This is a genomic window from Sinobaca qinghaiensis (genome assembly GCF_003610495.1).
GTDB classification, from domain to species: Bacteria; Bacillota; Bacilli; order Bacillales; family Marinococcaceae; genus Sinobaca; species Sinobaca qinghaiensis.
In genome coordinates this window covers 1-22,376 of record NZ_RAPK01000014.1, presented here as the reverse complement: position 1 = coordinate 22,376, position 22,376 = coordinate 1, and the positions used below count along the sequence as shown (strand labels likewise).

24 protein-coding genes and 1 other annotated feature are annotated in these 22,376 nt (G+C 44.6%); all 24 genes read right to left on the bottom strand.

Annotated elements, in window-relative coordinates; all coding sequences use genetic code 11:
- Positions 1-18: 18 nt before the first annotated feature.
- The 24 genes from rplA to ATL39_RS16860 all read right to left on the bottom strand — a co-directional run bounded on the left by rplA (position 19) and on the right by ATL39_RS16860 (position 22,197).
- Positions 19-720: a 50S ribosomal protein L1 gene (gene rplA, locus ATL39_RS16975; protein WP_120194573.1), complete on the bottom strand. Its 702-nt coding sequence runs from the start codon at positions 718-720 to the stop codon at positions 19-21.
- Between the two features lie 120 nt (positions 721-840).
- Positions 841-1,266, bottom strand: a complete 426-nt coding sequence (gene rplK, locus ATL39_RS16970; protein WP_147419369.1) for a 50S ribosomal protein L11 — start codon at positions 1,264-1,266, stop codon at positions 841-843.
- Between the two features lie 153 nt (positions 1,267-1,419).
- Positions 1,420-1,953, bottom strand: coding sequence for a transcription termination/antitermination protein NusG (gene nusG, locus ATL39_RS16965; protein ID WP_120194571.1), 534 nt, complete (start codon positions 1,951-1,953; stop codon positions 1,420-1,422).
- 56 nt (positions 1,954-2,009) lie between these two features.
- A complete protein-coding gene (gene secE, locus ATL39_RS16960; RefSeq protein WP_120194570.1) occupies positions 2,010-2,201 on the bottom strand; it encodes a preprotein translocase subunit SecE in 192 nt (63 codons plus the stop codon).
- A gap of 111 nt (positions 2,202-2,312) precedes the next feature.
- A complete protein-coding gene (gene rpmG / locus ATL39_RS16955; RefSeq protein ID WP_120194569.1) occupies positions 2,313-2,462 on the bottom strand; it encodes a 50S ribosomal protein L33 in 150 nt (49 codons plus the stop codon).
- 165 nt (positions 2,463-2,627) lie between these two features.
- Complete coding sequence (glpK, locus tag ATL39_RS16950) at positions 2,628-4,124, bottom strand: glycerol kinase GlpK (RefSeq protein WP_120194568.1); 1,497 nt, start codon at positions 4,122-4,124, stop codon at positions 2,628-2,630.
- An 18-nt stretch (positions 4,125-4,142) separates the two neighbouring features.
- Positions 4,143-4,970 carry an MIP/aquaporin family protein gene (locus tag ATL39_RS16945; RefSeq protein ID WP_120194567.1) on the bottom strand — a complete coding sequence of 276 codons (828 nt, stop codon included), beginning with the start codon at positions 4,968-4,970 and terminating at the stop codon, positions 4,143-4,145.
- Positions 4,971-5,170: 200 nt separating this feature from the next.
- A complete protein-coding gene (gene sigH, locus ATL39_RS16940) occupies positions 5,171-5,821 on the bottom strand; it encodes an RNA polymerase sporulation sigma factor SigH (protein WP_120194566.1) in 651 nt (216 codons plus the stop codon).
- Between the two features lie 249 nt (positions 5,822-6,070).
- The gene (locus ATL39_RS16935; RefSeq protein WP_120194565.1) at positions 6,071-6,583 is read right to left on the bottom strand and encodes an NYN domain-containing protein; all 513 of its coding nucleotides are present in this window, start codon (positions 6,581-6,583) and stop codon (positions 6,071-6,073) included.
- Positions 6,580-7,332: a 23S rRNA (guanosine(2251)-2'-O)-methyltransferase RlmB gene (gene rlmB / locus ATL39_RS16930; RefSeq protein ID WP_120194564.1), complete on the bottom strand. Its 753-nt coding sequence runs from the start codon at positions 7,330-7,332 to the stop codon at positions 6,580-6,582. The genes ATL39_RS16935 and rlmB overlap by 4 nt, the downstream gene beginning before the upstream one ends.
- Positions 7,332-7,757, bottom strand: coding sequence for a Mini-ribonuclease 3 (locus ATL39_RS16925; protein WP_120194563.1), 426 nt, complete (start codon positions 7,755-7,757; stop codon positions 7,332-7,334). The genes rlmB and ATL39_RS16925 overlap by 1 nt, the downstream gene beginning before the upstream one ends.
- A 4-nt stretch (positions 7,758-7,761) precedes the next feature.
- Positions 7,762-9,159: a cysteine--tRNA ligase gene (cysS, locus tag ATL39_RS16920; protein WP_120194562.1), complete on the bottom strand. Its 1,398-nt coding sequence runs from the start codon at positions 9,157-9,159 to the stop codon at positions 7,762-7,764.
- A complete protein-coding gene (gene cysE, locus ATL39_RS16915; protein WP_120194624.1) occupies positions 9,159-9,833 on the bottom strand; it encodes a serine O-acetyltransferase in 675 nt (224 codons plus the stop codon). Before cysE ends, cysS begins: the two co-directional genes overlap by 1 nt.
- A 70-nt stretch (positions 9,834-9,903) precedes the next feature.
- Positions 9,904-10,121: a binding site (T-box leader), on the bottom strand.
- Between the two features lie 7 nt (positions 10,122-10,128).
- Positions 10,129-11,592, bottom strand: a complete 1,464-nt coding sequence (gene gltX / locus ATL39_RS16910) for a glutamate--tRNA ligase (protein ID WP_120194561.1) — start codon at positions 11,590-11,592, stop codon at positions 10,129-10,131.
- Between the two features lie 19 nt (positions 11,593-11,611).
- The gene (gene ispF, locus ATL39_RS16905; RefSeq protein WP_120194560.1) at positions 11,612-12,088 is read right to left on the bottom strand and encodes a 2-C-methyl-D-erythritol 2,4-cyclodiphosphate synthase; all 477 of its coding nucleotides are present in this window, start codon (positions 12,086-12,088) and stop codon (positions 11,612-11,614) included.
- 3 nt (positions 12,089-12,091) lie between these two features.
- Positions 12,092-12,778: a 2-C-methyl-D-erythritol 4-phosphate cytidylyltransferase gene (gene ispD, locus ATL39_RS16900; protein WP_120194559.1), complete on the bottom strand. Its 687-nt coding sequence runs from the start codon at positions 12,776-12,778 to the stop codon at positions 12,092-12,094.
- Between the two features lie 178 nt (positions 12,779-12,956).
- Positions 12,957-14,051 (bottom strand): PIN/TRAM domain-containing protein, encoded by a 1,095-nt coding sequence (locus tag ATL39_RS16895; protein WP_120194558.1) that lies wholly within the window; start codon positions 14,049-14,051, stop codon positions 12,957-12,959.
- Between the two features lie 57 nt (positions 14,052-14,108).
- Complete coding sequence (gene disA / locus ATL39_RS16890; RefSeq protein ID WP_120194557.1) at positions 14,109-15,179, bottom strand: DNA integrity scanning diadenylate cyclase DisA; 1,071 nt, start codon at positions 15,177-15,179, stop codon at positions 14,109-14,111.
- A 42-nt stretch (positions 15,180-15,221) separates the two neighbouring features.
- Positions 15,222-16,595 carry a DNA repair protein RadA gene (radA, locus tag ATL39_RS16885; RefSeq protein ID WP_120194556.1) on the bottom strand — a complete coding sequence of 458 codons (1,374 nt, stop codon included), beginning with the start codon at positions 16,593-16,595 and terminating at the stop codon, positions 15,222-15,224.
- Between the two features lie 118 nt (positions 16,596-16,713).
- The gene (gene clpC / locus ATL39_RS16880) at positions 16,714-19,167 is read right to left on the bottom strand and encodes an ATP-dependent protease ATP-binding subunit ClpC (RefSeq protein ID WP_120194555.1); all 2,454 of its coding nucleotides are present in this window, start codon (positions 19,165-19,167) and stop codon (positions 16,714-16,716) included.
- Between the two features lie 110 nt (positions 19,168-19,277).
- Positions 19,278-20,348, bottom strand: coding sequence for a protein-arginine kinase McsB (gene mcsB / locus ATL39_RS16875; protein WP_120194554.1), 1,071 nt, complete (start codon positions 20,346-20,348; stop codon positions 19,278-19,280).
- Entirely contained in the window at positions 20,348-20,890 is a 543-nt protein-coding gene (gene mcsA / locus ATL39_RS16870) for a protein-arginine kinase activator protein McsA (RefSeq protein WP_120194553.1), read from the bottom strand. The genes mcsB and mcsA overlap by 1 nt, the downstream gene beginning before the upstream one ends.
- Positions 20,891-20,917: 27 nt before the next feature.
- Positions 20,918-21,382, bottom strand: a complete 465-nt coding sequence (locus ATL39_RS16865) for a CtsR family transcriptional regulator (protein ID WP_120194552.1) — start codon at positions 21,380-21,382, stop codon at positions 20,918-20,920.
- A 107-nt stretch (positions 21,383-21,489) separates the two neighbouring features.
- Positions 21,490-22,197 carry an MgtC/SapB family protein gene (locus tag ATL39_RS16860; protein WP_120194551.1) on the bottom strand — a complete coding sequence of 236 codons (708 nt, stop codon included), beginning with the start codon at positions 22,195-22,197 and terminating at the stop codon, positions 21,490-21,492.
- Between the last annotated feature and the right edge of the window lie 179 nt (positions 22,198-22,376).

Genomic DNA, 22,376 nt, shown 5'->3' with positions numbered 1-22,376 from the left:
AACGACGAAAGTCAATCATTATCTGATATTCTTCAATGTGCTCCTGCTGATTTTCACGCCAGGTCCCATTGTCGAAGCAACAGCTACGTTCTTTACGTACGTACCTTTAGATGCTGCCGGCTTTGCTTTTACCAACGTGTCGATAATCGTCGTAAGGTTCTCGACCAACTGCTCTGTACCAAATGATACTTTGCCGATTGGTGCGTGAATGTTACCGGATTTATCTACGCGGTATTCTACTTTACCAGCTTTGATTTCTTCAATAGCTTTTGTTACATCCATTGTCACAGTGCCGGTTTTAGGGTTTGGCATAAGACCTTTTGGTCCAAGCGTACGTCCTAGTTTACCAACCTGAGCCATCATGTCAGGAGTAGCAACAACTACGTCGAATTCAAACCATCCCTGCTGGATCTTGTTAACAAGATCTTCTTCTCCAACGAAATCTGCTCCAGCTGCTTCAGCTTCCTGAGCTTTTTCGCCTTTTGCAAAAACAAGCACGCGCTGCGTCTTGCCCGTTCCGTGTGGAAGGACTACTGCTCCGCGGATCTGCTGATCGTTTTTACGAGGGTCTACACCAAGACGAGTAGCTAATTCTACTGTCTCATCGAATTTTGCAATAGACGTCTTTTTCACAAGCTCGATTGCTTCCTCCGCGCTGTACTGCTGATCGCGGTCAACGAGCTTGATGGCGTCTTGATACTTTTTACCTTTTTTAGCCAATTTATTTTTCCTCCTCGATTGTGGTTTTAGCGGTTATACCTCCCACTATGAAAGGTTGCAACATTATCCGTCCCATACTGGCAACAGTGTCGCAACCTTCGCAAGGCCTATCGTCAGTTCTTAGTCTTCTACAGTAATACCCATGCTGCGAGCTGTACCCTCAATCATGAGCATCGCTGAATCTACGTCAGAAGCATTAAGATCGGGCATTTTCGTTTCTGCGATTTCACGTACTTGATCACGTTTAACCGTTGCTACTTTATTGCGATTCGGTTCACCAGAACCACTTTCGATTCCTGCTGCTTTTTTAAGCAAAATAGCAGCCGGCGGCGTTTTCGTAATAAATGTAAAGGAACGATCCTCATATACAGTGATTTCTACCGGAATAATCATTCCAGCTTCATCCTGAGTACGAGCATTGAACTCTTTACAGAATCCCATAATATTCACACCTGCTTGACCCAATGCTGGACCTACCGGCGGAGCTGGGTTTGCTTTACCAGCTGGAATTTGCAATTTAACTACTCTGTCGACTCTTTTAGCCACGCGACACACCTCCTTAGTCCGTGATGTGGTTCATCGGACATTTAAGTCCTCCCACTCATTTAAAAAACAACTGTTTTACAGCTGATTTTAATTTAAATACTTACCAAACATTAAAATCTTACCACCTGTAGTCCATAACTGCAAGGGATGATTTTAAATCTTTTCCACCTGGTTAAACTCAAGCTCTACAGGAGTCTCTCTTCCAAACATGTTTACAAATACTTTTACTTTGCGTTTTTCCATGTTGATGTCTTCGATGCTTCCAGTAAAGTCGGCAAACGGACCTTCTTTTACTTTTACCGTTTCTTTGAGTACAAGGTCGATTTCGGACTTCGGCTCGGCTACACCCATCTGCTTTAGGATACGGTCTACTTCATCCGGCAGAAGCGGCGTCGGCTTGGAGCCCGCTCCGGAAGATCCAACAAATCCGGTCACGCCCGGCGTGTTTCGTACAACATACCAGGAATCATCGGTCATAATCATTTCCACGATAACATATCCAGGAAATACTTTTCTTGTAACGGATTTGCTTTTACCATCTTTTATTTCTGTTTCTTCTTCAACCGGCACGAGAACCCTAAAGATTTTATCTGTCATCTCCATTGATTCTACGCGCTTTTCCAGGTTGGTTTTTACTTTATTCTCGTATCCGGAATAAGTATGAACAACAAACCAGCTTTTTTCCATGTGGTCGCGGACGACCTCCTTTTCTAACAATTCATTCTACCTTTTGCAACAGACGATTATAGGAAAATACGCACCAATTCAGACAGTCCGAGATCTACGATTGCAAAAAAGATAACAAAGAAAATAATCGTAATAATTACGACGATGGTATACTTTGTCAGCTCTTTGCGCGTCGGCCATGTCACCCGCTTCATCTCACCGCCGACTTCTTTTAGAAATTTCACTGGGTTCTTTGTACTTTCTGCCATAGTGGCACCTCCCTATATATTCAACCAGCATATAAAGTATCCTGCTTGTATATGATAATTTCCATAACATTTACGTTTTTGTCTGTTTTTTGCCAATAAAAAAACAACCGCTTATTTCGTCTCTCGATGAAGGGTATGCGCATTGCAGTGTTTGCAAAACTTCTTCATCTCAATGCGGTGTGTCTGCGTTTGTTTGTTCTTTTCTGTTATGTGGTTTCTAGATAAACAAGTCGTACACGCTAAGCCTACCTTCTCCCGCATTAAGTGCCTCCTTGAATCTCTTCACGTGGTTTGCATACGCTCAGTTAATTTACCATATAGGAGAGGCATTGTCAATGCAGCCTCTGCTCATATTACAAGCAGAAAATAAACAGAACCGGCACAGATAATTCTGCACCGGTTCTGTTTATTTTGATAATACGGAAATTAAGGTTTGAATACCTGGGCGGCTTCTACCGCTTTCTTCCAGCCTTTATAAAGGCTGTCTCTATTTTCTGTGGTCATTGCAGGTTTAAAGAGTTTATCCTGATTCCACTGTTCTGCAATTTCGCTTTTATCCTTCCAGAACCCAATAGCAAGTCCGGCCAGGTAGGCTGCTCCAAGCGCGGTTGTTTCATTTACGCCCGGACGCTCTACCGGCACATTGAGGATATCACTTTGGAACTGCATCAAAAATTCATTTGCTACGGCTCCTCCATCCACGCGGAGTGTTTTTACTTCAATACCGGAATCTGCCTCCATAGCAGCAAGAACATCCTTCGTCTGATAGGCAAGTGATTCAAGCGTAGCACGTACGAAGTGTTCTTTTTCCGTTCCTCTCGTTAAACCAAAGACTGCCCCGCGCATTTCGCTGTCCCAATATGGAGTACCAAGACCGACAAAAGCAGGTACAACGTAGACGCCTTCTGTCGAATCCACCCGCTCTGCATAGCGCTCACTGGCGGCAGCGTCACTAAACATACGAAGTCCGTCACGGAGCCACTGAATAGCTGAGCCGGCGACGAAAATACTGCCTTCCAAAGCATACTCGACTTTGCCATCAATACCCCAGGCAATTGTAGTCAGCAGGCCGTGATCGGAGGATACGGCTTTTTCTCCGGTGTTCATGAGCATAAAGCACCCGGTGCCGTACGTATTTTTCGCCATGCCTTCCTCGAAGCAGGCCTGGCCGAATAATGCAGCCTGCTGGTCGCCGGCTACCCCGGCGATCGGAATTTCCTGTCCGAAGAAATGATAATCAATTGTTTTGCCGTATACTTCGGAGGATGGTTTTACTTCCGGCAGCATTTTCTTAGGAATATCCAGAATTTCCAACAGTTCATCGTCCCACTGCAGGTCATAAATGTTATAGATTAAGGTTCTTGAAGCGTTGGTATAGTCTGTTACATGCTCTTTTCCGCCTGTCAGCTTCCAAATGAGCCATGTATCCATCGTACCGAAGAGAAGGTCGCCATTTTCCGCTTTTTCTCTTGCTCCTTCTACGTTATCTAAAATCCATTTAATTTTTGTGCCGGAGAAATAAGCATCAATTAACAGGCCGGTTTTGTTACGGAAAGTATCGTTATGACCCTGTTCCTTAAGTTCATTGCATATATCCATGGTCTGCCTGGACTGCCATACGATAGCGTGGTAAACAGGCTTGCCGGTATGTTTATCCCAGACAACTGTTGTTTCCCGCTGGTTGGTAATACCGATACCGGCTACCTGCTCCGCGGAAATATCATTTTCAGAAAGAACCTGTGCAACGCAGGCAAGAACCGAACTCCAGATTTCCTGGGCGTTATGCTCCACCCACCCGGATTTTGGGAAATACTGCTTAAATTCACGCTGGGATGTTCCTACAATTAACCCCTTCTTATTAAATAAAATAGCTCTCGAACTTGTAGTGCCCTGGTCAATTGCCATAATATACTTGTCTGCCATTTCTATGTCCCCCTCAATTTAGTTTTGTGTTTTCGTATTGCTATGCTGGGAACGCTGAGCACGTGCCCCGATAAAGTATACAGCTGCAAGAAAGATGATGGTGAAAATAGAATAACCTATAAACAAAGCCGTACCGGCCTCTGTAAATATTACCTGATACAGGCAGGCTCCAAACATGCCTCCTGTTATTGGCCCTACAATCGGGATCCACGCATACTGCCAGTTGGAATCACGTTTGCCCTCTATAGGAAGAACAAAGTGGGCAATTCTCGGCCCAAGGTCACGCGCTGGATTAATCGCATACCCCGTCGGACCTCCAAGTGAAATACCAATAGCTACGATCAGAAGACCGACAATTAAAGGGTTTAAACCTTCGCTGAATTCATTAGCACCAATCGTCAGCAGTCCAGCGATTAAGACAGCGGTTCCAATAAATTCACTAAGTACGTTGGAGAACGGGTGCGGAATAGCCGGATCCGTGGAGAAAACACCCAGTTTTACATCGGGATCATCTGTTGCTTTGAAATGCTGCAGAAAATGAAAATAAACGATAACAGCTCCTAAAAAGGCTCCTAAAAGCTGACCGGCAATATAAGTAGCTGCCATTCCCCATGGAAATTCACCAATAAGGGCAAAACTTAACGTCACAGCCGGGTTTAAGTGGGCCCCTGTAAACTGGCCTATAGCGTAAACACCCAGCATAACCCCAAGTCCCCAGCCGATAGCTACTACTATCCAGCCACCGTCTTTTGCTTTAGATTTGTTTAAGTTTACGTTGGCTACTACACCACCTCCAAAAATAATTAAAATCATCGTGCCAAATGCTTCGGCTACGAATTCAAACATAATTAGCCTCCTCTTTTGTGGTACATCCATTTCCGCCTTTTGTTTCTATAATTTGGAAATCAGATAGAGTAAAAAACCGCACACTCCTCTAAAGTAGGAAATGTACGGTTATCATAGACTCCATCCGCTGTTTAACTTGTAGGTATATCATAACAACGCAGGAAAGCGCTGTCAATGGAAATAATAATAACAGCCCATTTTCAACAAATGAGGCTTTTCATTTCAACATACTTTTCCATTTTCCGCTTTACCCGCTGCAGCGCATTATCAATTGACTTGATATGGCGGTTAAGTTCCATGGATATTTCCTGATAGGATTTTCCATCCAGGTAAAGTGCAAGTACACGCTGCTCAAAATCGCTTAAGATTTCGTTGATTTTTTCTTCAATATCAGAGAAGGCTTCCTGATTAATGAGAAGTTCTTCCGGGTTACTGAATTTGGACACGCAAACGACGTCTAACAACGTCCGCTCGGATTCTTCATCGTATAATGGTTTATCAAGTGAAATATACGAGTTCAGAGGGCCGTGTTTCTGCCTGGTGGCTGTCTTAATAGCGGTAATGATCTGCCTTGTCACACAAAGCTCTGCAAACGCCCTGAATGAAGACAGCTTTTCGCTGTTGAAATCCCGGATTGCTTTGTATAAGCCAATCATCCCCTCCTGAACGATATCATCATGATCTCCACCGATAAGAAAATAGGATTTTGACTTGGCCCGTACAAAACCTTTGTATTTATTAATAAGTAATTCCTGGGATACAACGTCACCAATTTTTGCTTTAGCTACCAGCGTTTCGTCTGCATTTGTCTCAAAATACCGATGTTTTAGTTCCTTGAGGTCTGCACCCAATACAATCCCTCCGCCCTTCATAAATCAAATATGTGTAGAAAAAGCCGGCCCTGCAGAGCAAAGCCTTTGTTTCTAATACTTGGTGTTTAGCGAAGTGATACAAAAGGAGCTTAAAAAAAGGAAAAATTACCTTTTTTCAAGCTTGTAACTTACAGCATAAAAGACAACTGGAATTCTCTAAATAATTGCACTTATCAAAAATTTAATATAGGTCAAGTATATAGTACTGTTCACAAAAGCGTCAATACTTCATCTGTCTCCCCGACGCCATTTATCGAAAATTTTTGTTAACTCATCTGACAAGGGCAGTTCCGACCGTTTGTTTTCTTCCCTCTGCTCCCTTACCCGCCTGGCTATTCCGTCTTTAACGACCTGCATTTCCAGACGCAGTTCCCGGGATGATTTACGGAGGGCCCCGCTTCCAAATATATGGGACTGCTCCGCGTAATCAGAGGTTGCTACATGAACTCTTGTTTCTACATTTTTTAATTCGCTGACAAGACGTTCAATGCGTTCGTCAGCCGTTTCCTTTTCTTTGGTATAAATAACATCAAGAAGAAAGTCATGATATTTTTTTCCCAGTCCCGGTACCATATGCGCGTCAAATATCACTTTAACCGTCCAGCCTTTAAACGCTTGATATTCGGCCATATCCTGAATCAGTTTGTCTCTGGCCCCGGCCAGGTCATACTCTTTCAGCTCTTTGAGTTCCGGCCAGTCTCCGATAACGTTATAGCCGTCTACCAGCAAAATGTCTTTCATCGGGCAGAACTGCCTTTAGGATGGCGGCTCCTGTATACTTCATAGATCAGGAGGCTTGCTGCTACGGAGGCATTCAGCGAAGTAACATGCCCTTTCATCGGGATTTCCACTAAGAAATCACACGTTTCTTTTACGAGCCTGCTGATGCCTTTTCCTTCGCTGCCGATAACCAGCGCAAGAGGCATATCTGCCTGCATCTGCCGGTAATCCTCTTTTGCTGACGCATCAGTCCCTGCTATCCATACCCCTCTGTCTTTTAATTCCTTCATGGTTCTAACTAAATTGGTCACCCGGGCTACGGGAATGTGCTCAATTGCTCCGGTCGACGTTTTTGCTACTGTCTGCGTCAGGCTGACTGATCGTCTTTTTGGAATAATCACTCCATGAACACCAGCTGCATCGGCCGTTCTCAAAATAGAGCCTAAGTTATGCGGATCTTCTATCTCATCGAGAATAAGAAAAAACGGATCTTCTCCCGCACGTTCTGCTTTCGCAAACAAATCCTCCATTTCCGCATAGCTGTAGGCAGCTACGGAAGCTACTATTCCCTGGTGTTTTTGATTTCCGCTTAGATCATCCAGTTTTTTTCTTGGCGCACTCTGCACCAGTACTCCTTTTTCTTTAGCTGCTTCCTGTACCGCAAGAGTCTGGGCTTTTCCCGTTCCTTCCGCCAGCCATATTTTATTAATATCCCGGCCGGCCTTCAGGGCTTCCAGCACTGCATTTTTTCCGGAAATCCATTCTTCCATTATTTATCCGCCTCTCCATCTGCCGTTGACATCTCAATAGCAAATGCAATTATTTCTTCCATACGTTCTATTTGATTCTGAAAATATAAATAGCCGAGAAGCGCCTCAAAGGCCGTACTCTTTTTGTATATAGATACGTCCACATTTTTAGGCACACTTCCGGACTTTGCATTTCTCCCTCTTTTGGAAATACGGTCTTCTTCTTCGCTCAGCTGGCCGCTGTCCCAGAGTTCCTGTATAACTTTTGCCTGGGCATTGGCCGACACGTAGGAGACCGCCTGGGAATGAAGGCGGTGCGGCCGTACTTTTCCTTCTGCAATTAAATACTGGCGGATATATAAATCCAGTACAGCATCACCCATATAAGCGAGCGCCAGGGCGTTAAGCTGCTTTGCGTCTATTTGTTTCCTCAGCGTTTCCAGCATCTGTCTACTCCCTTTTCCAGCGGATGCCCTGGGGTGTATCTTCCAGAATAATCCCCATGTCTTTAAGCTGGTCCCTTATCTCATCCGCTCTGGCAAAGTCTTTAGATTTCCGGGCCGCTGTTCTTTCTTCTATCAACTGTTCAATATCTTCATCCAGCAGCCGCTCCTCCGGTTCCATCGGCACGCTTAAAATATCTCCTAATTCGACAATAGTGGAAATAAACGTCTCCAGGGCAAGCTTGGATGAATGGGATTCCTGCAGATACTGGTTGGCAGCTTTCGTTAAATCAAACAACACACTTACTGCGTTAGCGGTGTTAAAATCATCGTCCATTTCATTTAGAAAGGCCTGCTTTTTTTCGGCAGCGAGCGCAATCCACGGTTTTGCTTCTCCCAGATCTGCGCTCTCTTTCATCCGGTGCTTTAAGTTGCGTACTGTCGTCTGAATACGATCCAGTCCGCTTTTTGCACTTTCCAGCAGGGATTCACTAAAATTAAGCGGGCTTCGGTAGTGGGACTGAAGAATAAAAAAGCGGATTACTTCCGGTTTGTGGTGCTTAATTAAGTCATGAACGAGAATAAAATTACCAAGGGATTTGGACATTTTTTCGTTATCAATCTGAATATAGCCATTATGCATCCAGTAATTAGCCATCTTCGTCTCATTCAGCGCTTCCGACTGAGCTAATTCGTTCTCATGATGGGGAAAAGAAAGGTCCTGTCCACCTGCATGGATATCAATCGTATCCCCCAGGTATTTTTTCACCATAGCGGAACATTCAATATGCCAGCCTGGACGGCCATCTCCCCATGGACTCTCCCAGGAAATTTCATCGGGTTTCGCCGCTTTCCAGAGTGCAAAATCAAGCGGATCCCTTTTTTTATCACCTGTTTCAATACGGGCACCTGCCTGCAGATCCTCAATCGACTGGGTCGAGAGCTGGCCGTAGTTCTCGAAAGAGCGGGTGTGAAAATAGACATCCCCCTGTGATTCATAGGCATAACCTTTTTCAATCAACAGTTCGATAAATGTAATGATTTCCGGCATCGTATCCATTACCCTCGGATGAAGATCCGCTTTTTTTACTCCTAATGCCGCTGTATCTTCGTGATAGGCTGAAATGAATTTCTCCGCAAGCGCAGGAACTTCTTCTCCCAGTTCTTTAGCCGCCCGGATAATTTTGTCATCTACGTCTGTAAAATTAGACATATATTGAACGTCGTATCCGGAATACGTTAAATACTGCCGGATCATATCAAACACAATAGCCGGGCGGGCGTTACCTATATGAATATAGTTGTATACCGTAGGTCCGCACACGTACATTTTGACTGTATTGCCCTCAAGCGGAATAAATTTTTCTTTCTTTCGTGACAGCGTATTGTATAAATGGATCGCCATTACCTTTCTCTCCCTTGCGATGAACGGACCGTTTCCGTTTGTGTATATGCTTCCAGTTCTTTTTTCAGCTGAGTTAGCTCCTGTTCCAGTTCTTTAAATCGATCGGCTACCGGATCCGGAAGATTATGATGATCGAGTCCATCCTGCTCTACTTTAATACCGTTTTGTACTACGACACGTCCCGGTATTCCTACTACAGTAGAATTAGCCGGTACTTCTTTTAAAACAACGGATCCGGCGCCGATACGGGAATGCTGGCCGATCGTCATAGAGCCGAGAATTTTCGCACCGGTGGCAATGAGCACATGATCTTCGATGGTAGGATGCCGTTTGCCTTTTTCTTTTCCTGTTCCTCCCAGCGTAACTCCCTGGTAAATCGTCACATTATCCCCGATTTCGCATGTTTCTCCTATTACTACACCCATTCCATGGTCGATAAACAGACGCTGTCCGATAACGGCTCCCGGGTGGATTTCTATTCCAGTAATAAAACGGCTGAACTGGGAAAGCAGCCGGGCAAGAAAATACAGCTTACGCTTCCACATCCAGTGGGCAATCCGGTGAAACCAAATAGCGTGGACGCCTGAATAAGTCATGACCACTTCGACTCTTCCTCTTGCGGCCGGGTCCTGATCGAATACAACATCAATATCATTTTTAAACGTTCTCCACATACTCATTTGTCTCCCTTCCTTCCTCTTGAGCTGCGCCATTAATGAAAAAAAGCGTCTCTGTGCCCTGGGGCACAGAGACGCTTCCGCGTGGTTCCACTCTGTTTTAAGAGCACTATTTCCGGCTCTTCTTCATGATGTCATAACGGCATCACTGCCGCTTCTGCCTACTTCATTCAACAGAAGGCTCCGGGAGGCATGTTCAGAAACCTTTTTCAAAACCACTCTCAGCCTGTGCGGTTTTCTCTGTATAGAAAAGCGTTTCATACTTTTTCCCATCTATGCTCTACTTATAAAATTATGATACGTGGACAGCCTGCTCCAAACGTTTCTGCACGGTTTCTTTACCGAGCAGGGCAATAGTATTCGGCAGGTCCGGACCATGGGCCTGACCTGTAACAGCTATACGTATTGGCATAAATAAATTTTTGCCTTTCTGTCCTGTAGCTTTCTGCGTTGCTTTGATAGCAGACTTGATTTCCTGCGGCTCAAACGTATCCAGTTCATCCAGTTCTTTAGAGAACTGTTTCAGCACTTCCGGCACTGTTTCTCCGCTAAGTACCGCCTGTGCTTCTTCATTATACGAAATTTCCTCTTTAAAAAACAAGTCCGTCAGCTCAACAAGCTCCGCTGCGTAATGCATTTGTTCCTGATACAGAGCGACGAGCTGCGTAATCCACTCGTATTCTTCTTTTGAAGGATTCTCTGCTACTCTGCCTGCTTTCTGCAGATGAGGCAGTGCCAGAACGGTCAGACGGTCTACGTCGGCTTTTTTCACGTACTGGTTGTTCATCCACGCCAGCTTATCCTTATCAAAAACGGCAGGTGCCTTTGAAACGCGGTCGAGCGTAAACTGCTTTTCCAGTTCCTTCAGGTCAAATAATTCTTCTTCTCCCACTGGGGACCAGCCGAGAAGAGCAAGGAAGTTCACTAACGCTTCGGGAAGATAGCCCAAATCTTTGTACTGTTCAACGAACTGAATGATTGACTCATCGCGTTTGCTCATTTTCTGACGGTCCGGATTTAAAATCAGGGACGCGTGGGCAAAAGTCGGTTTTTCCCATCCAAAGGCTTCAAATAATAACGCCTGGCGCGGAGCATTGGACAAATGCTCTTCCCCCCGGATCACGTGGCTGATTTCCATCAAATAGTCATCAATCACGACGGCGAAGTTATAGGTAGGGATTCTGTCTCTTCTTGCAATAACAAAATCTCCGATGCCGTCGGTTTCAAATGTAACGTTGCCCCGTACAGCATCTTCCACGACAACATGTCGGCCCTGCGGCACTTTGAAACGGACAACGGGCTTTAATCCCTCGTCTTCATAGGCTTTCTGCTGCTCCGGCGTTAAATCCCGGTCACGCCCGCTGTATTTAGGAGCTTCTCCTTTTGCCAGCTGAGCTTCTCTTTCTTTTTCCAGGTCGGCTTCTGTCATATAGTCGTAGTAAGCTTTTCCTTCATCAAGCAGCTGCTGCAGATGCTTTTCATACGTATCCAGACGTTCCATGGAACGGTAAGGCTCATGCGGCCCTCCGATATCCATGCTCTCATCCCATTCAATGCCAAGCCACTTCATGCTCTCCATTAACTTTTCTGTAGCATCTTCTACATTTCGTGCCTGGTCCGTATCCTCAATCCGGATAACAAATTTCCCGCCCTGGCTTTTCGCATAAAGATAATTAAATAAAGCAGAGCGTGCTCCGCCAATATGAAGATGTCCTGTAGGACTTGGTGCAAATCTTACTCTTACTTCCCTGCTCATACTGTACTCCCCTTTCTTATTACGATTTTTCTATTAACAACACTACTGCATGGGCTGCAATGCCTTCTTCACGGCCTGTAAACCCAAGTTTTTCCGTTGTCGTTGCTTTTACATTCACCTGAGATACGTCTGCTTTTGTAATCTCGGCAATCCGCTCTCTCATACTCTGGATATGAGGTGCCATTTTAGGCTTTTCCGCCAGAATGGTGCCATCTATATTTCCAATTTGGTACCCGCGCTCTGCAACGGTTTCCATTACTTTTTCCAGCAGTACAGCTGAATCAGCATCTTTAAATGCCTGATCGGTGTCGGGAAAATGCTTTCCTATATCCCCTTCGCCGATTGCACCTAATATGGCGTCTGTAACCGCATGAAGGAGCACATCCGCATCAGAGTGTCCAATCAGACCTTTACTGTGCGGAACGGTAATGCCCCCTATAATCAGCGGACGGGACGCATCGAGCTGGTGTACATCAAATCCGTGTCCAATTCTCATGTATTATTCCCCTCGTCTTTTTTGTAAAATGCCGATCGCCGTGATCATGTCTTCTGGTGTCGTGAGCTTGATATTATCATAGCCCCCCTCCACAATATGAACCGGGTGCCCCATCTTTTCCACAAGGCTGGTGTCGTCGGTTCCGACAATCTTCTGCTCTTCTGCCCTCCGGTATGCTTCCAATACGATGGGAAGACGGAAAGCCTGGGGAGTCTGGACGGCCCAGAGACTGCTCCGGTCAATTGTTTCAATAACTAAACCACCTGCTGCGCGCTTTACGGTATCTTTCATACGCACACCCAGTACGGCAGCACCTGTCTCGGAAGCTTTTTGGACAAGGTCTTTTAGACGGGAGGCTTCAATAAACGGTCGGGCTCCATCATGGACCAGTACAATTTCGTCTTCAGTTAAAACCTTTAACCCTTCATACACGCTGTCCTGTCTTTCTTTTCCCCCTGCCAGCACATTGGTAACTTTTTTTATATTCCATTTTTCAAATAACACCCGCATATCGGTGATTTCTGATGGATTGGCTACTACAATGATTTTGGCACAGTTCGGATCTTTTTCAAAAACAGAAACCGTGTGAATGATAAGCGGACGGTCCTCCAGCATCAAAAACTGCTTATTGTGACCTGCCCCCATTCTTTTTCCCTGTCCCGCTGCCGGAATTACTACCGCATACTTCATAAAACCTCTCCAATTACATGCTTTTATCATTACGTAAAGTCCCATATTATAATACACTTGTTAGCGGCAGGAAAGCAATGGTATATCTTCTTCTGCCGCCCTGTCCCGAATGATGTTTACCTGCCTGCGCAAAAAATCCTGCCTCGCAGCCGCAAAGGCTTCCGGGCAGGAAAGGGCATTATAACGCTTTTTCTATTAATTTAGGTTTTGCAAAAATCATACGGCCCGCACTCGTCTGAAGAACGCTGGTGACCAGTACCTGCAGCGTCTTACCAATATGATCGCGCCCGCCTTCAACGACAATCATTGTTCCGTCATCTAAATAAGCCACGCCTTGATTATGTTCTTTTCCATCTTTTATCACCTGTACAGCTAATTCCTCGCCCGGCAGAAGCACCGGCTTCACGGCGTTGGCTAAATCATTAATATTCAGCACCGGTACGCCCTGCAGGTCGCAGACTTTGTTTAAGTTAAAATCATTAGTTACTACGATGCCTTCTCTTACTTTAGCCAGCTTAACGAGCTTGCTGTCCACTTCCTGTATGTCTTCAAAATCTCCTTCGAAAATCTCCACTTCATTATCCAGCTCTTTTTGAATGCGGTTTAAAATATCAAGACCGCGCCTTCCCCGATTACGCTTTAACACGTCCGAAGAATCCGCAATATGCTGAAGCTCTTCCAGTACAAATTCCGGGATAACCATTTTGCCTTCAATAAATCCAGTCTGGCAGATATCAGCAATGCGTCCATCAATAATAACGCTTGTATCAAGAATTTTATCTTTACTGCTCCAGACGGGAGGAGCTTCCTGTTTCTCTTTGTCCCTTTCGGCATTACGGGTGGACGTAAAAAGCCCCATCAGCTCTTCTTTCTTTTTGAATCCGAGCTGAAAGCCGAAATAACCGAGAAAGAAGCTTATGAACCCGGGCAGTACCGAATTAACAACAGGAATCTGCAGGGTATTCAGCTGGATCGTAACAAGAAACGCAATAAACAGACCGAAGACCAGGCCCAGCGTTCCAAATAAAACATCTGTAATAGGCGCTCTTAAAATAGCATCTTCTAAACGCTTCATCCATTTCACAATGTAATCTGCGAGCCAAAAAGTAGCGCCGAAGAAGATAACTGCCCCTACTATCCCACCAATATATGGACTGGCCAGCCATGCAGGAATCGATGTAAGATTAAATAAAAATATAATGTCAGGAATAAAAATGAATCCCAGCGTAGCTCCAGCCAAAATCAAAAACAGCTGTACAATAAATCGTAACACCGTGCCATCCACCTCCTTATTAAATCAATACCCTAATTTCATTATTTTACTGCTGGTTTACACATGTCTTTCCAAAAACAATTGTTCCTGAATCTGCTGAAGACCTTCTTTAATCTTCTTCGCCCTCGCGCTTCCAATTCCTTCAATTTCGTCCAGTTCTTCAATAGTCGCTTCCGTAATAAGCGAAAGACCACCGTATCCCTGCACGACGTTTTCAATAATATATGGCGGCAGCCGCTTAATCTTATTTAAAATCCGGTATCCGCGCGGCGAAATAGACTGGTCCTGTATAGTAGCGGCTTCAGGATGACCAAGCACTCTCATTATTACGTTATCATTAAGCAGTTCGTTTCGGTTCAATTTAGAAAGCCCCTTCAGCACCGCCTCAGCGCTGGTGTTAGGGTCTTTTACGTAATCTTTGATGAGGTCATTTGTTTCCTGTTCCATGCCGGCCAGCAGTTCATCAAGCTGCATGGTGATCAGCCGTCCTTCCGTACCAAGCTCAAGCACATAATTAAGAATTTCTTCCTTAATACGAAGCACGAGTTCTGTACGGTGCAGCACCTGGGCAATGTCCTGAAAAGAAACTGTTTCTTCAAACTCTAAAGCTCCCAGGTTAATAATGCTTTGATCTAAAGCCGACTTGTATTTATCAAGAGTCTGAATCCCCTGGTTGGCTTTTGTTAAAATCATTTCCATTTCACGCAGGGAGTAACGGTGTTCTCCTTTATAGAGCGTGATGACTCTTCGTCTCTGCGATACAGAAACGACCAGGCTTCCGGTCTGCTTTGCCACCCGCTGGGCAGTGCGGTGGCGTATACCTGTTTCACTTGAAGGAATATCATTGTTTGGAACCAGCTGAGTGTTGGCATATAGGATTTTGGATCCGTCCGCTGTTAAAATAATCGCTCCGTCCATTTTAGACAGCTCGTATAAATAGGCCGGAGAAAACGCGCAATTGATATAAAAGCCGCCGTCTACCATTTCTTTCAGCTGATCCGTATATCCTAAAACAATAAGCCCTCCCGTGTTGGCCCTCAGCACATTGTCTATACCGCGCCTCAGCTCCGTTCCCGGAGCAATATAGCGCAGCACCTCTCTCATAAACGTATGACGGCTTTCTTCCATTTCTATGACCTCCATGATCTATTTCTTCTTTTTCTGCAGATATTAGCGGGATATGGCTGTATCCAGTGCTTCTTCCAGTGTTGTTACACCTATGACCTTTATTTTAGCAGGAGGCGTCCAGCCGTCCATATTTTTTTTAGGAATAATAGCTCTCGTAAAGCCCAGTTTGGCGGCTTCCCGCACTCTTTCTTCAATTCTTGATACCCGACGGATTTCACCTGTAAGGCCGATTTCGCCGATAACGATATCTCCCGGATAAGTGGCATGATTGCGAAAACTTGATGCAATGCTGACCGCAATTCCGAGGTCTACGGCCGGCTCATCCAGCTTCACACCGCCTGCGACATTGATGTAGGCATCCTGGTTTTGAAGCAGCATGCCAAGCCTTTTTTCAAGCACTGCCATCAAAAGAGCGATCCGGTTCTGATCTACACCTGTGGCCGTCCGTCTTGGATAAGCAAAGCTCGAAGGGGCGATTAATGCCTGCATCTCTACTAGAATAGGACGGGTTCCTTCCAATGAAGCAACAACCACGGAGCCAGCCATCCCGTTCGTACGTTCCTCCAGGAAAATCTCCGACGGATTTTTCACTTCCTCCAAGCCGGCTTCTTTCATTTCGAAAATACCAATTTCATTTGTCGAGCCAAATCTATTTTTAACAGCACGGAGAATACGGAAAGTATGGTGCCTTTCTCCTTCAAAATATAGAACAGAGTCCACCATGTGTTCGAGCAGTTTCGGCCCGGCAATCGAACCCTGTTTTGTGACATGGCCTACTATGAATATAGCAATATTACGGCTTTTGGCAATTCTCATAAAGGCAGAGGTCGATTCTCTAACCTGTGCAACGCTTCCAGGAGCAGAAGTAACGGCCGGCTGGTGTACGGTTTGAATGGAATCAATAATAACCAGATCCGGTTTGATATTATCAATTGCTTTTTCGATAAAATCCATGTCCGTTTCCGCATATACATACAGCGTATCCGACGTGACGTGAAGCCTGTCGGCTCTTAGTTTCGTCTGCTTAATCGACTCTTCTCCTGAAATATATAATACTTTTTTCTGCCTGGCTGCCAAAATAGCAGAAACCTGCAGCAGCAGGGTCGATTTACCAATACCCGGATCACCACCGACCAGAACAAGAGAGCCCGGCACAATGCCGCCTCCAAGCACCCGGTTCAGCTCTTCCATGGACGTTTTAATTCTGGGTTCCTGATCTCCTGCTATTTTTGTGATGGATTGGGGCTGCTGGTTATTGTTTTCATTAAAAGAGCGGCGTTCGCCTTTCCCGGCAGCCGGAGTCTCCATTTCTTCCACCAGCGTATTCCATTGGTTGCAGGAAGGGCAGCGTCCCATCCATTTAGTTGTTTCATATCCACATTCCTGACAGACGAATTTTGTTTTTGTTTTGGCCATATATACTCTCCCGTTCTCTTCGATACCTCAGTTTATAACCATAAGCATGCTTTATGATGAAAAAAACTGTCCGTAGTGCGAACACGCACTTCCGGACAGCTTTTCCAGGAAAACCGTTTTATGCTTTCGCTCCTGATTTTGTATCCACGATAAATTCTCCGTCTTTTACGTCAATCACAACGGTGCTTCCTTTTTCAATCGTTCCACGCAGAAGCTCCTCTGAAAGCCGATCTTCTACGTTCTTTTGAAGTGAGCGGCGAAGCGGTCTTGCTCCGTATTCCGGATCGTAGCCTTCGTCGGCGATTTTCTGCTGGGCGCTTTGGGTAAGGTCGAAAATAATACCCTGCTCGGCAACACGTTTTTTCAATTCTTCAGCCATAAGAACAATGATTTTTTCAATGTGCTCTTTTTCCAGGCTGTGGAACACAATAATTTCATCAATACGGTTTAAGAATTCCGGGCGGAATGTATTTTTCAATTCTCCCATTACCTTATCTCTCATATTGTTATAATCTTTATTTTCATCGGTATGCGTAGCAAAACCAACATATTTATTTTTCTTCAGCATGCTCGCACCAACGTTGGATGTCATGATGATAGCCGTATTTCTAAAGTCGACCCTGCGACCTTTGGAATCCGTTAGGAAACCATCTTCTAGCACCTGAAGCAGGATATTAAATACTTCAGGGTGAGCTTTTTCAATTTCATCCAAAAGGATAACAGAATACGGATTGCGGCGTACTTTTTCGGTAAGCTGTCCGCCATCTTCATACCCTACATATCCTGGAGGAGAACCAACTAAACGTGAAGTGGAATGACGTTCCATATACTCGGACATGTCTATCCGGATAACGGACTCTTCATCTCCGAACAACGTCTCGGACACAGCACGTGCCAGCTCTGTTTTACCAACACCAGTTGGACCAAGGAAAATAAAGGAACCAATTGGACGCTTTGGATCTTTCAGTCCTGCTCTTGCTCTTCTGACAGCTTTAGAAACAGCCTTTACTGCTTCATCCTGTCCAATGACACGGCCGTGAAGAATCTCTTCCATTCTTAAGAGGCGGTCTGTTTCCTCTTCAGCTACTTTAGAAACAGGAATACCGGTCCAGCTTGCAACAATTTCTGCAATATCCTCCGTCGTTACTTCCGTGTTTTCCTGACCTTGTTTTTCTTTCCATTTGTTTTTCATCTCTTCTACTTCTTCACGCAGGCGCTGTTCGCTGTCGCGCAGAGAAGCTGCCTTTTCGAATTCCTGGCTTTGAACAGCTGCATCTTTTTCTTTTCTTGTTTCTTCCAAATTCTGCTCCAGCTCTTTTAGGTTTGGAGGAGCTGTATACGAACGCAGCCTAACTCTGGAAGCCGCTTCATCAATCAGGTCAATAGCTTTGTCCGGAAGGAAGCGGTCTGGAATATAACGGTCTGACAGCTTTACTGCTTCTGCAATAGCATCATCCGTAATTTTTACGCGGTGATGTGCTTCATAGCGGTCACGAAGTCCAGCCAGAATCTGAACGGATTCATCCGTTGTCGGCTCATTTACTTGAATAGGCTGGAAGCGACGCTCAAGTGCCGCATCTTTTTCAATATACTTTCTATATTCGTCCAGCGTTGTTGCACCAATACACTGCAGTTCGCCGCGGGCAAGGGACGGCTTTAAAATATTGGATGCGTCAATAGCGCCTTCAGCTCCGCCGGCACCGATTAAAGTGTGCAGTTCGTCAATAAACAAAATGACGTTCTGTGATTGGCGGATTTCTTCCATTACTTTTTTAAGCCTGTCTTCAAATTCCCCTCTATATTTGGTTCCAGCTACTACTGTCCCCATATCTAGAGTCATTACGCGCTTATTGCGGAGAATTTCCGGCACTTCGTTGGCTATAATAGACTGAGCGAGACCTTCTGCAATAGCCGTTTTACCAACACCCGGTTCCCCGATAAGTACTGGATTGTTTTTCGTGCGCCGGCTCAGCACCTGAATAACACGCTCTATCTCTTTAGCTCTTCCTATTACCGGATCGAGCCCTTCTTCTTTTGCTACAGCTGTAAGGTCACGAGCCAGGCTGTCAAGCGTCGGCGTGCTTGCATTGGATGCACCTGTGCCGGATGGCTGCTGCTGATGGCTGCCTGAGCCGTCGTTGCTTCCAAGAAGCTGAAGAACCTGCTGGCGTGCTTTATTAAGGCTTACACCGAGATTATTTAAGACTCTCGCCGCTACACCTTCGCCTTCCCGGATTAATCCAAGCAGAATATGCTCTGTTCCCACATAGGAATGACCAAGTTTTCTTGCCTCATCCATAGAAAGCTCAATTACTTTCTTTGCACGCGGTGTATAATGAATCGTTTTGGAGCCTTCCTGGCTGGCACCAATTAAAGCTTCTACTTCTTTTTGTATTTGATCTGTTCCCAGATTAAGAGCCTGAAGAGCTTTCGCAGCGATACCTTCGCCTTCCCGAATCAAACCAAGTAAAATATGCTCTGTACCAATATTATTATGGCCAAGGCGAATGGCTTCTTCTTGCGCGAGGGCTAATACTTTCTGTGCCCTTTCTGTAAATCGTCCGAACATCATATATCCATGCACCTCCGTAGGTTAGTTAAGTCCTTTAGTTGATTGTACCTAATATATATAAATAATTCCTCTATTTTAAATGAAAAGCGTAGAAGAATAACCGAATATGGTCAGCGAGGTTCTATTTTCATTCGTTCCCGAATCAAAGCAGCCCGCCTCACATCGCGTTCTTTTGCCTCCAGCGGTTGATCTGCGTACTGCTGTAAAAAACCCGGCTGCATAAGAATCATCAGCTCATTTAGAATATTACCCTTTATATCGTTTATTAAATCAAGGTCAATTCCCAATTTAACATCTGATAAGCGTTTTGCCGCTTCTTTTGTTTCAATAATTCGGCTGTTTGATAGTATTCCATACGACCGGAAAATACGATCTTCTATTTGAATGCGGGAAGTTTTAAGCACCGAGCGTCTGGCTTCATGTTCCTGTTCAATAATCTGAAGCACGATTCCCTGCAGATCTTCGACGATATCTTCTTCCGATTTTCCGAGAGTGGTCTGGTTGGAAATTTGAAAAAGATTGCCGAGCGCTTCACTTCCTTCGCCGTAAATACCACGTACGACAAAACCGAGCTGGTTAATCGCCGGCAGAAACCGGTTTAAAGCCTTTGTCATAACAAGTGCAGGCAGATGCATCATGACAGAGGCTCTCATGCCTGTGCCGACATTGGTCGGACAGCTCGTCAAAAAACCTCGTTTTTCATCAAAAGCATATGTTACTTTGCTTTCCACCCAATCGTCCAGCTCATTGGCAAAACGAAGACCCTCTTCCGGCTGAAATCCAGGAAATAAACACTGAATTCTTAAATGGTCTTCTTCATTGACCATTAGGCTGACAGATTCTTTTTCGTTTAAAAGTACCGCCCCGGCTGTACTGCGCTCTGCAAGATGAGGACTGATTAAATGCTTTTCGACCAGCATCGTTTTTTCATTTTTAGAAAGGTCTTCCATATTCAGCAGCTCCAGGCTGCCTGCGAAACTTTCGCTGCTTTCTGTTAATTCTTTAGAAACAAAACTTCTCAGCGTTTCTGCAGAGTGTTCTGAAGAAATGATAGGAAATGGGTAATCATTAAGATTTCTGGCAAAACGGATTCTTGTGCTTAATACGATATCTTTTTCTGCTCCGCTTTCTTCTTTCATCCACGGGCTTAGAGCATTTGATATAAACCGTTCCAGAGACATCAGCCTTCCTCTCCTTTCGGTTTCATTTGCTGCTCAAGCTCTTTAATATAGTCCCTAATAGACGCAGCTTTTTCAAACTCTTCTTTTGCCACTGATTCTTTAAGTTTTAGACGCTCTTCATCAATCTCACGCTGTACCTGCATCTGCGCTCCGGACCGCTTGGGTATTTTCCCATAGTGACGAAGGTTGCCGCTGTGTACTTTTTTGAAAATGGGATCTAATTTTGTTTCAAAAGCCTCATAGCAGTGTGTACATCCAAAACGCCCGGTTTTTACAAACCGTTCATAGGACAGACCGCAGTTATCACATACCAATGGTTTTGGTGCTTTAGTGTACGAAGTGGAGGCTTCGTCTTTTAATGGCTTATCAAATTTTAATATACCGGAAAGCAAATCGTGAATGGAGTAACTATTCGTACCTTGAATAGTCTCCCCTTTTTCCCTTGCACACTCTTCACATAAATGAACTTCCGTTTTTTGACCATTTACTATTTTAGTAAAATGAAGGCTAGCTTGCCTCTGCTGGCATTCTTGACAAAGCATGGCTGAGCCCTCCTTTCTATAATTAGCTTATCGGTATCGAAGACTTTGAAGCATAGCTTTTAATAAACGAGCCCTGAGAAAATCTCTTTCTTCCGGATCTTTTAAAGCCAGTACCGTACGATCTATAGCGGAAAGCATAATATTAGCCTCTCTCTTAGAAACAGCTTCTTCTTCGAACAGCCTCATTAAAATACTTTCAGCAGACACCTGGTCTACCTTATTTCCAATCAATTCAACAATCTGGTCCACCAATTCTACATGATCGTCTACTTTAATACGGATAATACGTATATACCCGCCGCCGCCTCGTTTACTCTCCACCACATAACCTTTTTCAATTGTAAATCGGGTACTAATAACATAATTAATTTGTGAAGGTACGCATTCAAACTGTTTAGCCAGCTCACTTCTTTTTATTTCAATTAAATCTTTTTCGCTTTGTGTTAACGTTTGTTTAAGGTAGTGCTCAATAATATCTGATATATTCTTCATTGGTTTACCCTCCTGTCCGCTGCCGTTATAGGGTCTAACGCGTAACAATAACAAGGTATTGACCTTGACTATCTTTGACTTTAATATAATACAAATGCAAATCTATTTCAAGTTATAGTCATTGTAACCTCAACTTCTATGGTCCCGCTCTGAGAATATAGAGCGTCATACAAGTCAGCCTGTTCCACGGATTGAGGCACCTCAACCTGAAGGGTAAATATCCTTGTATCTTTTCCCTCTTCCGTTTTTTGTTCTTTTATTTTAGACACCAGAACTTTATGATTTTCCAGGGCCTGAATAATACCGCTTAAAGTACCTGCATATTTATGCATAGTTACAGTAATGGAAGTAGGCGCTGAAAACGGACGAAACAAACGATCCACCTTATTTAACAGCATCAGGCTGAGCAGTACAATAAAAGTAGTAAAAGCCGCTGGAATATACATACCCGCTCCTGCAGCCAGCCCGATAGCAGCCACTACCCAAATAGAGGCAGCGGTAGTGAGTCCCTTAATAGATGCTCCCTGAACAATAATAGTTCCGGCTCCAAGAAAACCAACCCCGCTGATAACGTAAGAAGCCAGCCTGGATGGATCGTATGCAACAATGTCATTATTTGAAAGCAAATAATCCTGAAATCCAAATAACGCCATAATCATAACCAGACAGGCCCCAGTCCCAACAAGCATATGGGTACGAAAACCAGCAGGATGCCGCTTAACTTCCCGTTCTATTCCAATAGCACCTGCTAAAAAGGCAGCTGCTAAAAGACGTATAAATATAACAGCCAGATCATGTTCAAACATAGATTCCATCCTCACCCCTCCGTTCTTCGTTTTGCATAAACAAAACCATGAAAGCACGGCTTAGAAGAAAGTATAATATAAAAAAACATATAAAAAAAGCACCCTTCCCTTTAAGGGAAAAGTGCTTGCAGTAGCCCGGCAACGTCCTACTTTCACAGGGGGTCGCCCCCCAATTATCATCGGCGCAC

What these genes read in the sequence shown, in the direction of transcription:
- nusG (WP_120194571.1), bottom strand. Translation starts at nt 1,953, where the DNA reads ATGGAAAAAAGCTGGTTTGTTGTTCATACTTATTCCGGATACGAGAAT.
- secE (WP_120194570.1), bottom strand. Translation starts at nt 2,201, where the DNA reads ATGGCAGAAAGTACAAAGAACCCAGTGAAATTTCTAAAAGAAGTCGGC.
- rpmG (WP_120194569.1), bottom strand. Translation starts at nt 2,462, where the DNA reads ATGCGGGAGAAGGTAGGCTTAGCGTGTACGACTTGTTTATCTAGAAAC.
- glpK (WP_120194568.1), bottom strand. Translation starts at nt 4,124, where the DNA reads ATGGCAGACAAGTATATTATGGCAATTGACCAGGGCACTACAAGTTCG.
- ATL39_RS16945 (WP_120194567.1), bottom strand. Translation starts at nt 4,970, where the DNA reads ATGTTTGAATTCGTAGCCGAAGCATTTGGCACGATGATTTTAATTATT.
- ATL39_RS16935 (WP_120194565.1), bottom strand. Translation starts at nt 6,583, where the DNA reads ATGAAAGACATTTTGCTGGTAGACGGCTATAACGTTATCGGAGACTGG.
- rlmB (WP_120194564.1), bottom strand. Translation starts at nt 7,332, where the DNA reads ATGGAAGAATGGATTTCCGGAAAAAATGCAGTGCTGGAAGCCCTGAAG.
- ATL39_RS16925 (WP_120194563.1), bottom strand. Translation starts at nt 7,757, where the DNA reads ATGCTGGAAACGCTGAGGAAACAAATAGACGCAAAGCAGCTTAACGCC.
- cysS (WP_120194562.1), bottom strand. Translation starts at nt 9,159, where the DNA reads ATGGCGATCCATTTATACAATACGCTGTCACGAAAGAAAGAAAAATTT.
- cysE (WP_120194624.1), bottom strand. Translation starts at nt 9,833, where the DNA reads ATGTGGAGAACGTTTAAAAATGATATTGATGTTGTATTCGATCAGGAC.
- gltX (WP_120194561.1), bottom strand. Translation starts at nt 11,592, where the DNA reads ATGAGCAGGGAAGTAAGAGTAAGATTTGCACCAAGTCCTACAGGACAT.
- ispF (WP_120194560.1), bottom strand. Translation starts at nt 12,088, where the DNA reads ATGAGAATTGGACACGGATTTGATGTACACCAGCTCGATGCGTCCCGT.
- ispD (WP_120194559.1), bottom strand. Translation starts at nt 12,778, where the DNA reads ATGAAGTATGCGGTAGTAATTCCGGCAGCGGGACAGGGAAAAAGAATG.
- disA (WP_120194557.1), bottom strand. Translation starts at nt 15,179, where the DNA reads ATGGAAGAAAGCCGTCATACGTTTATGAGAGAGGTGCTGCGCTATATT.
- radA (WP_120194556.1), bottom strand. Translation starts at nt 16,595, where the DNA reads ATGGCCAAAACAAAAACAAAATTCGTCTGTCAGGAATGTGGATATGAA.
- clpC (WP_120194555.1), bottom strand. Translation starts at nt 19,167, where the DNA reads ATGATGTTCGGACGATTTACAGAAAGGGCACAGAAAGTATTAGCCCTC.
- mcsB (WP_120194554.1), bottom strand. Translation starts at nt 20,348, where the DNA reads ATGTCTCTGGAACGGTTTATATCAAATGCTCTAAGCCCGTGGATGAAA.
- mcsA (WP_120194553.1), bottom strand. Translation starts at nt 20,890, where the DNA reads ATGCTTTGTCAAGAATGCCAGCAGAGGCAAGCTAGCCTTCATTTTACT.
- ATL39_RS16865 (WP_120194552.1), bottom strand. Translation starts at nt 21,382, where the DNA reads ATGAAGAATATATCAGATATTATTGAGCACTACCTTAAACAAACGTTA.
- ATL39_RS16860 (WP_120194551.1), bottom strand. Translation starts at nt 22,197, where the DNA reads ATGGAATCTATGTTTGAACATGATCTGGCTGTTATATTTATACGTCTT.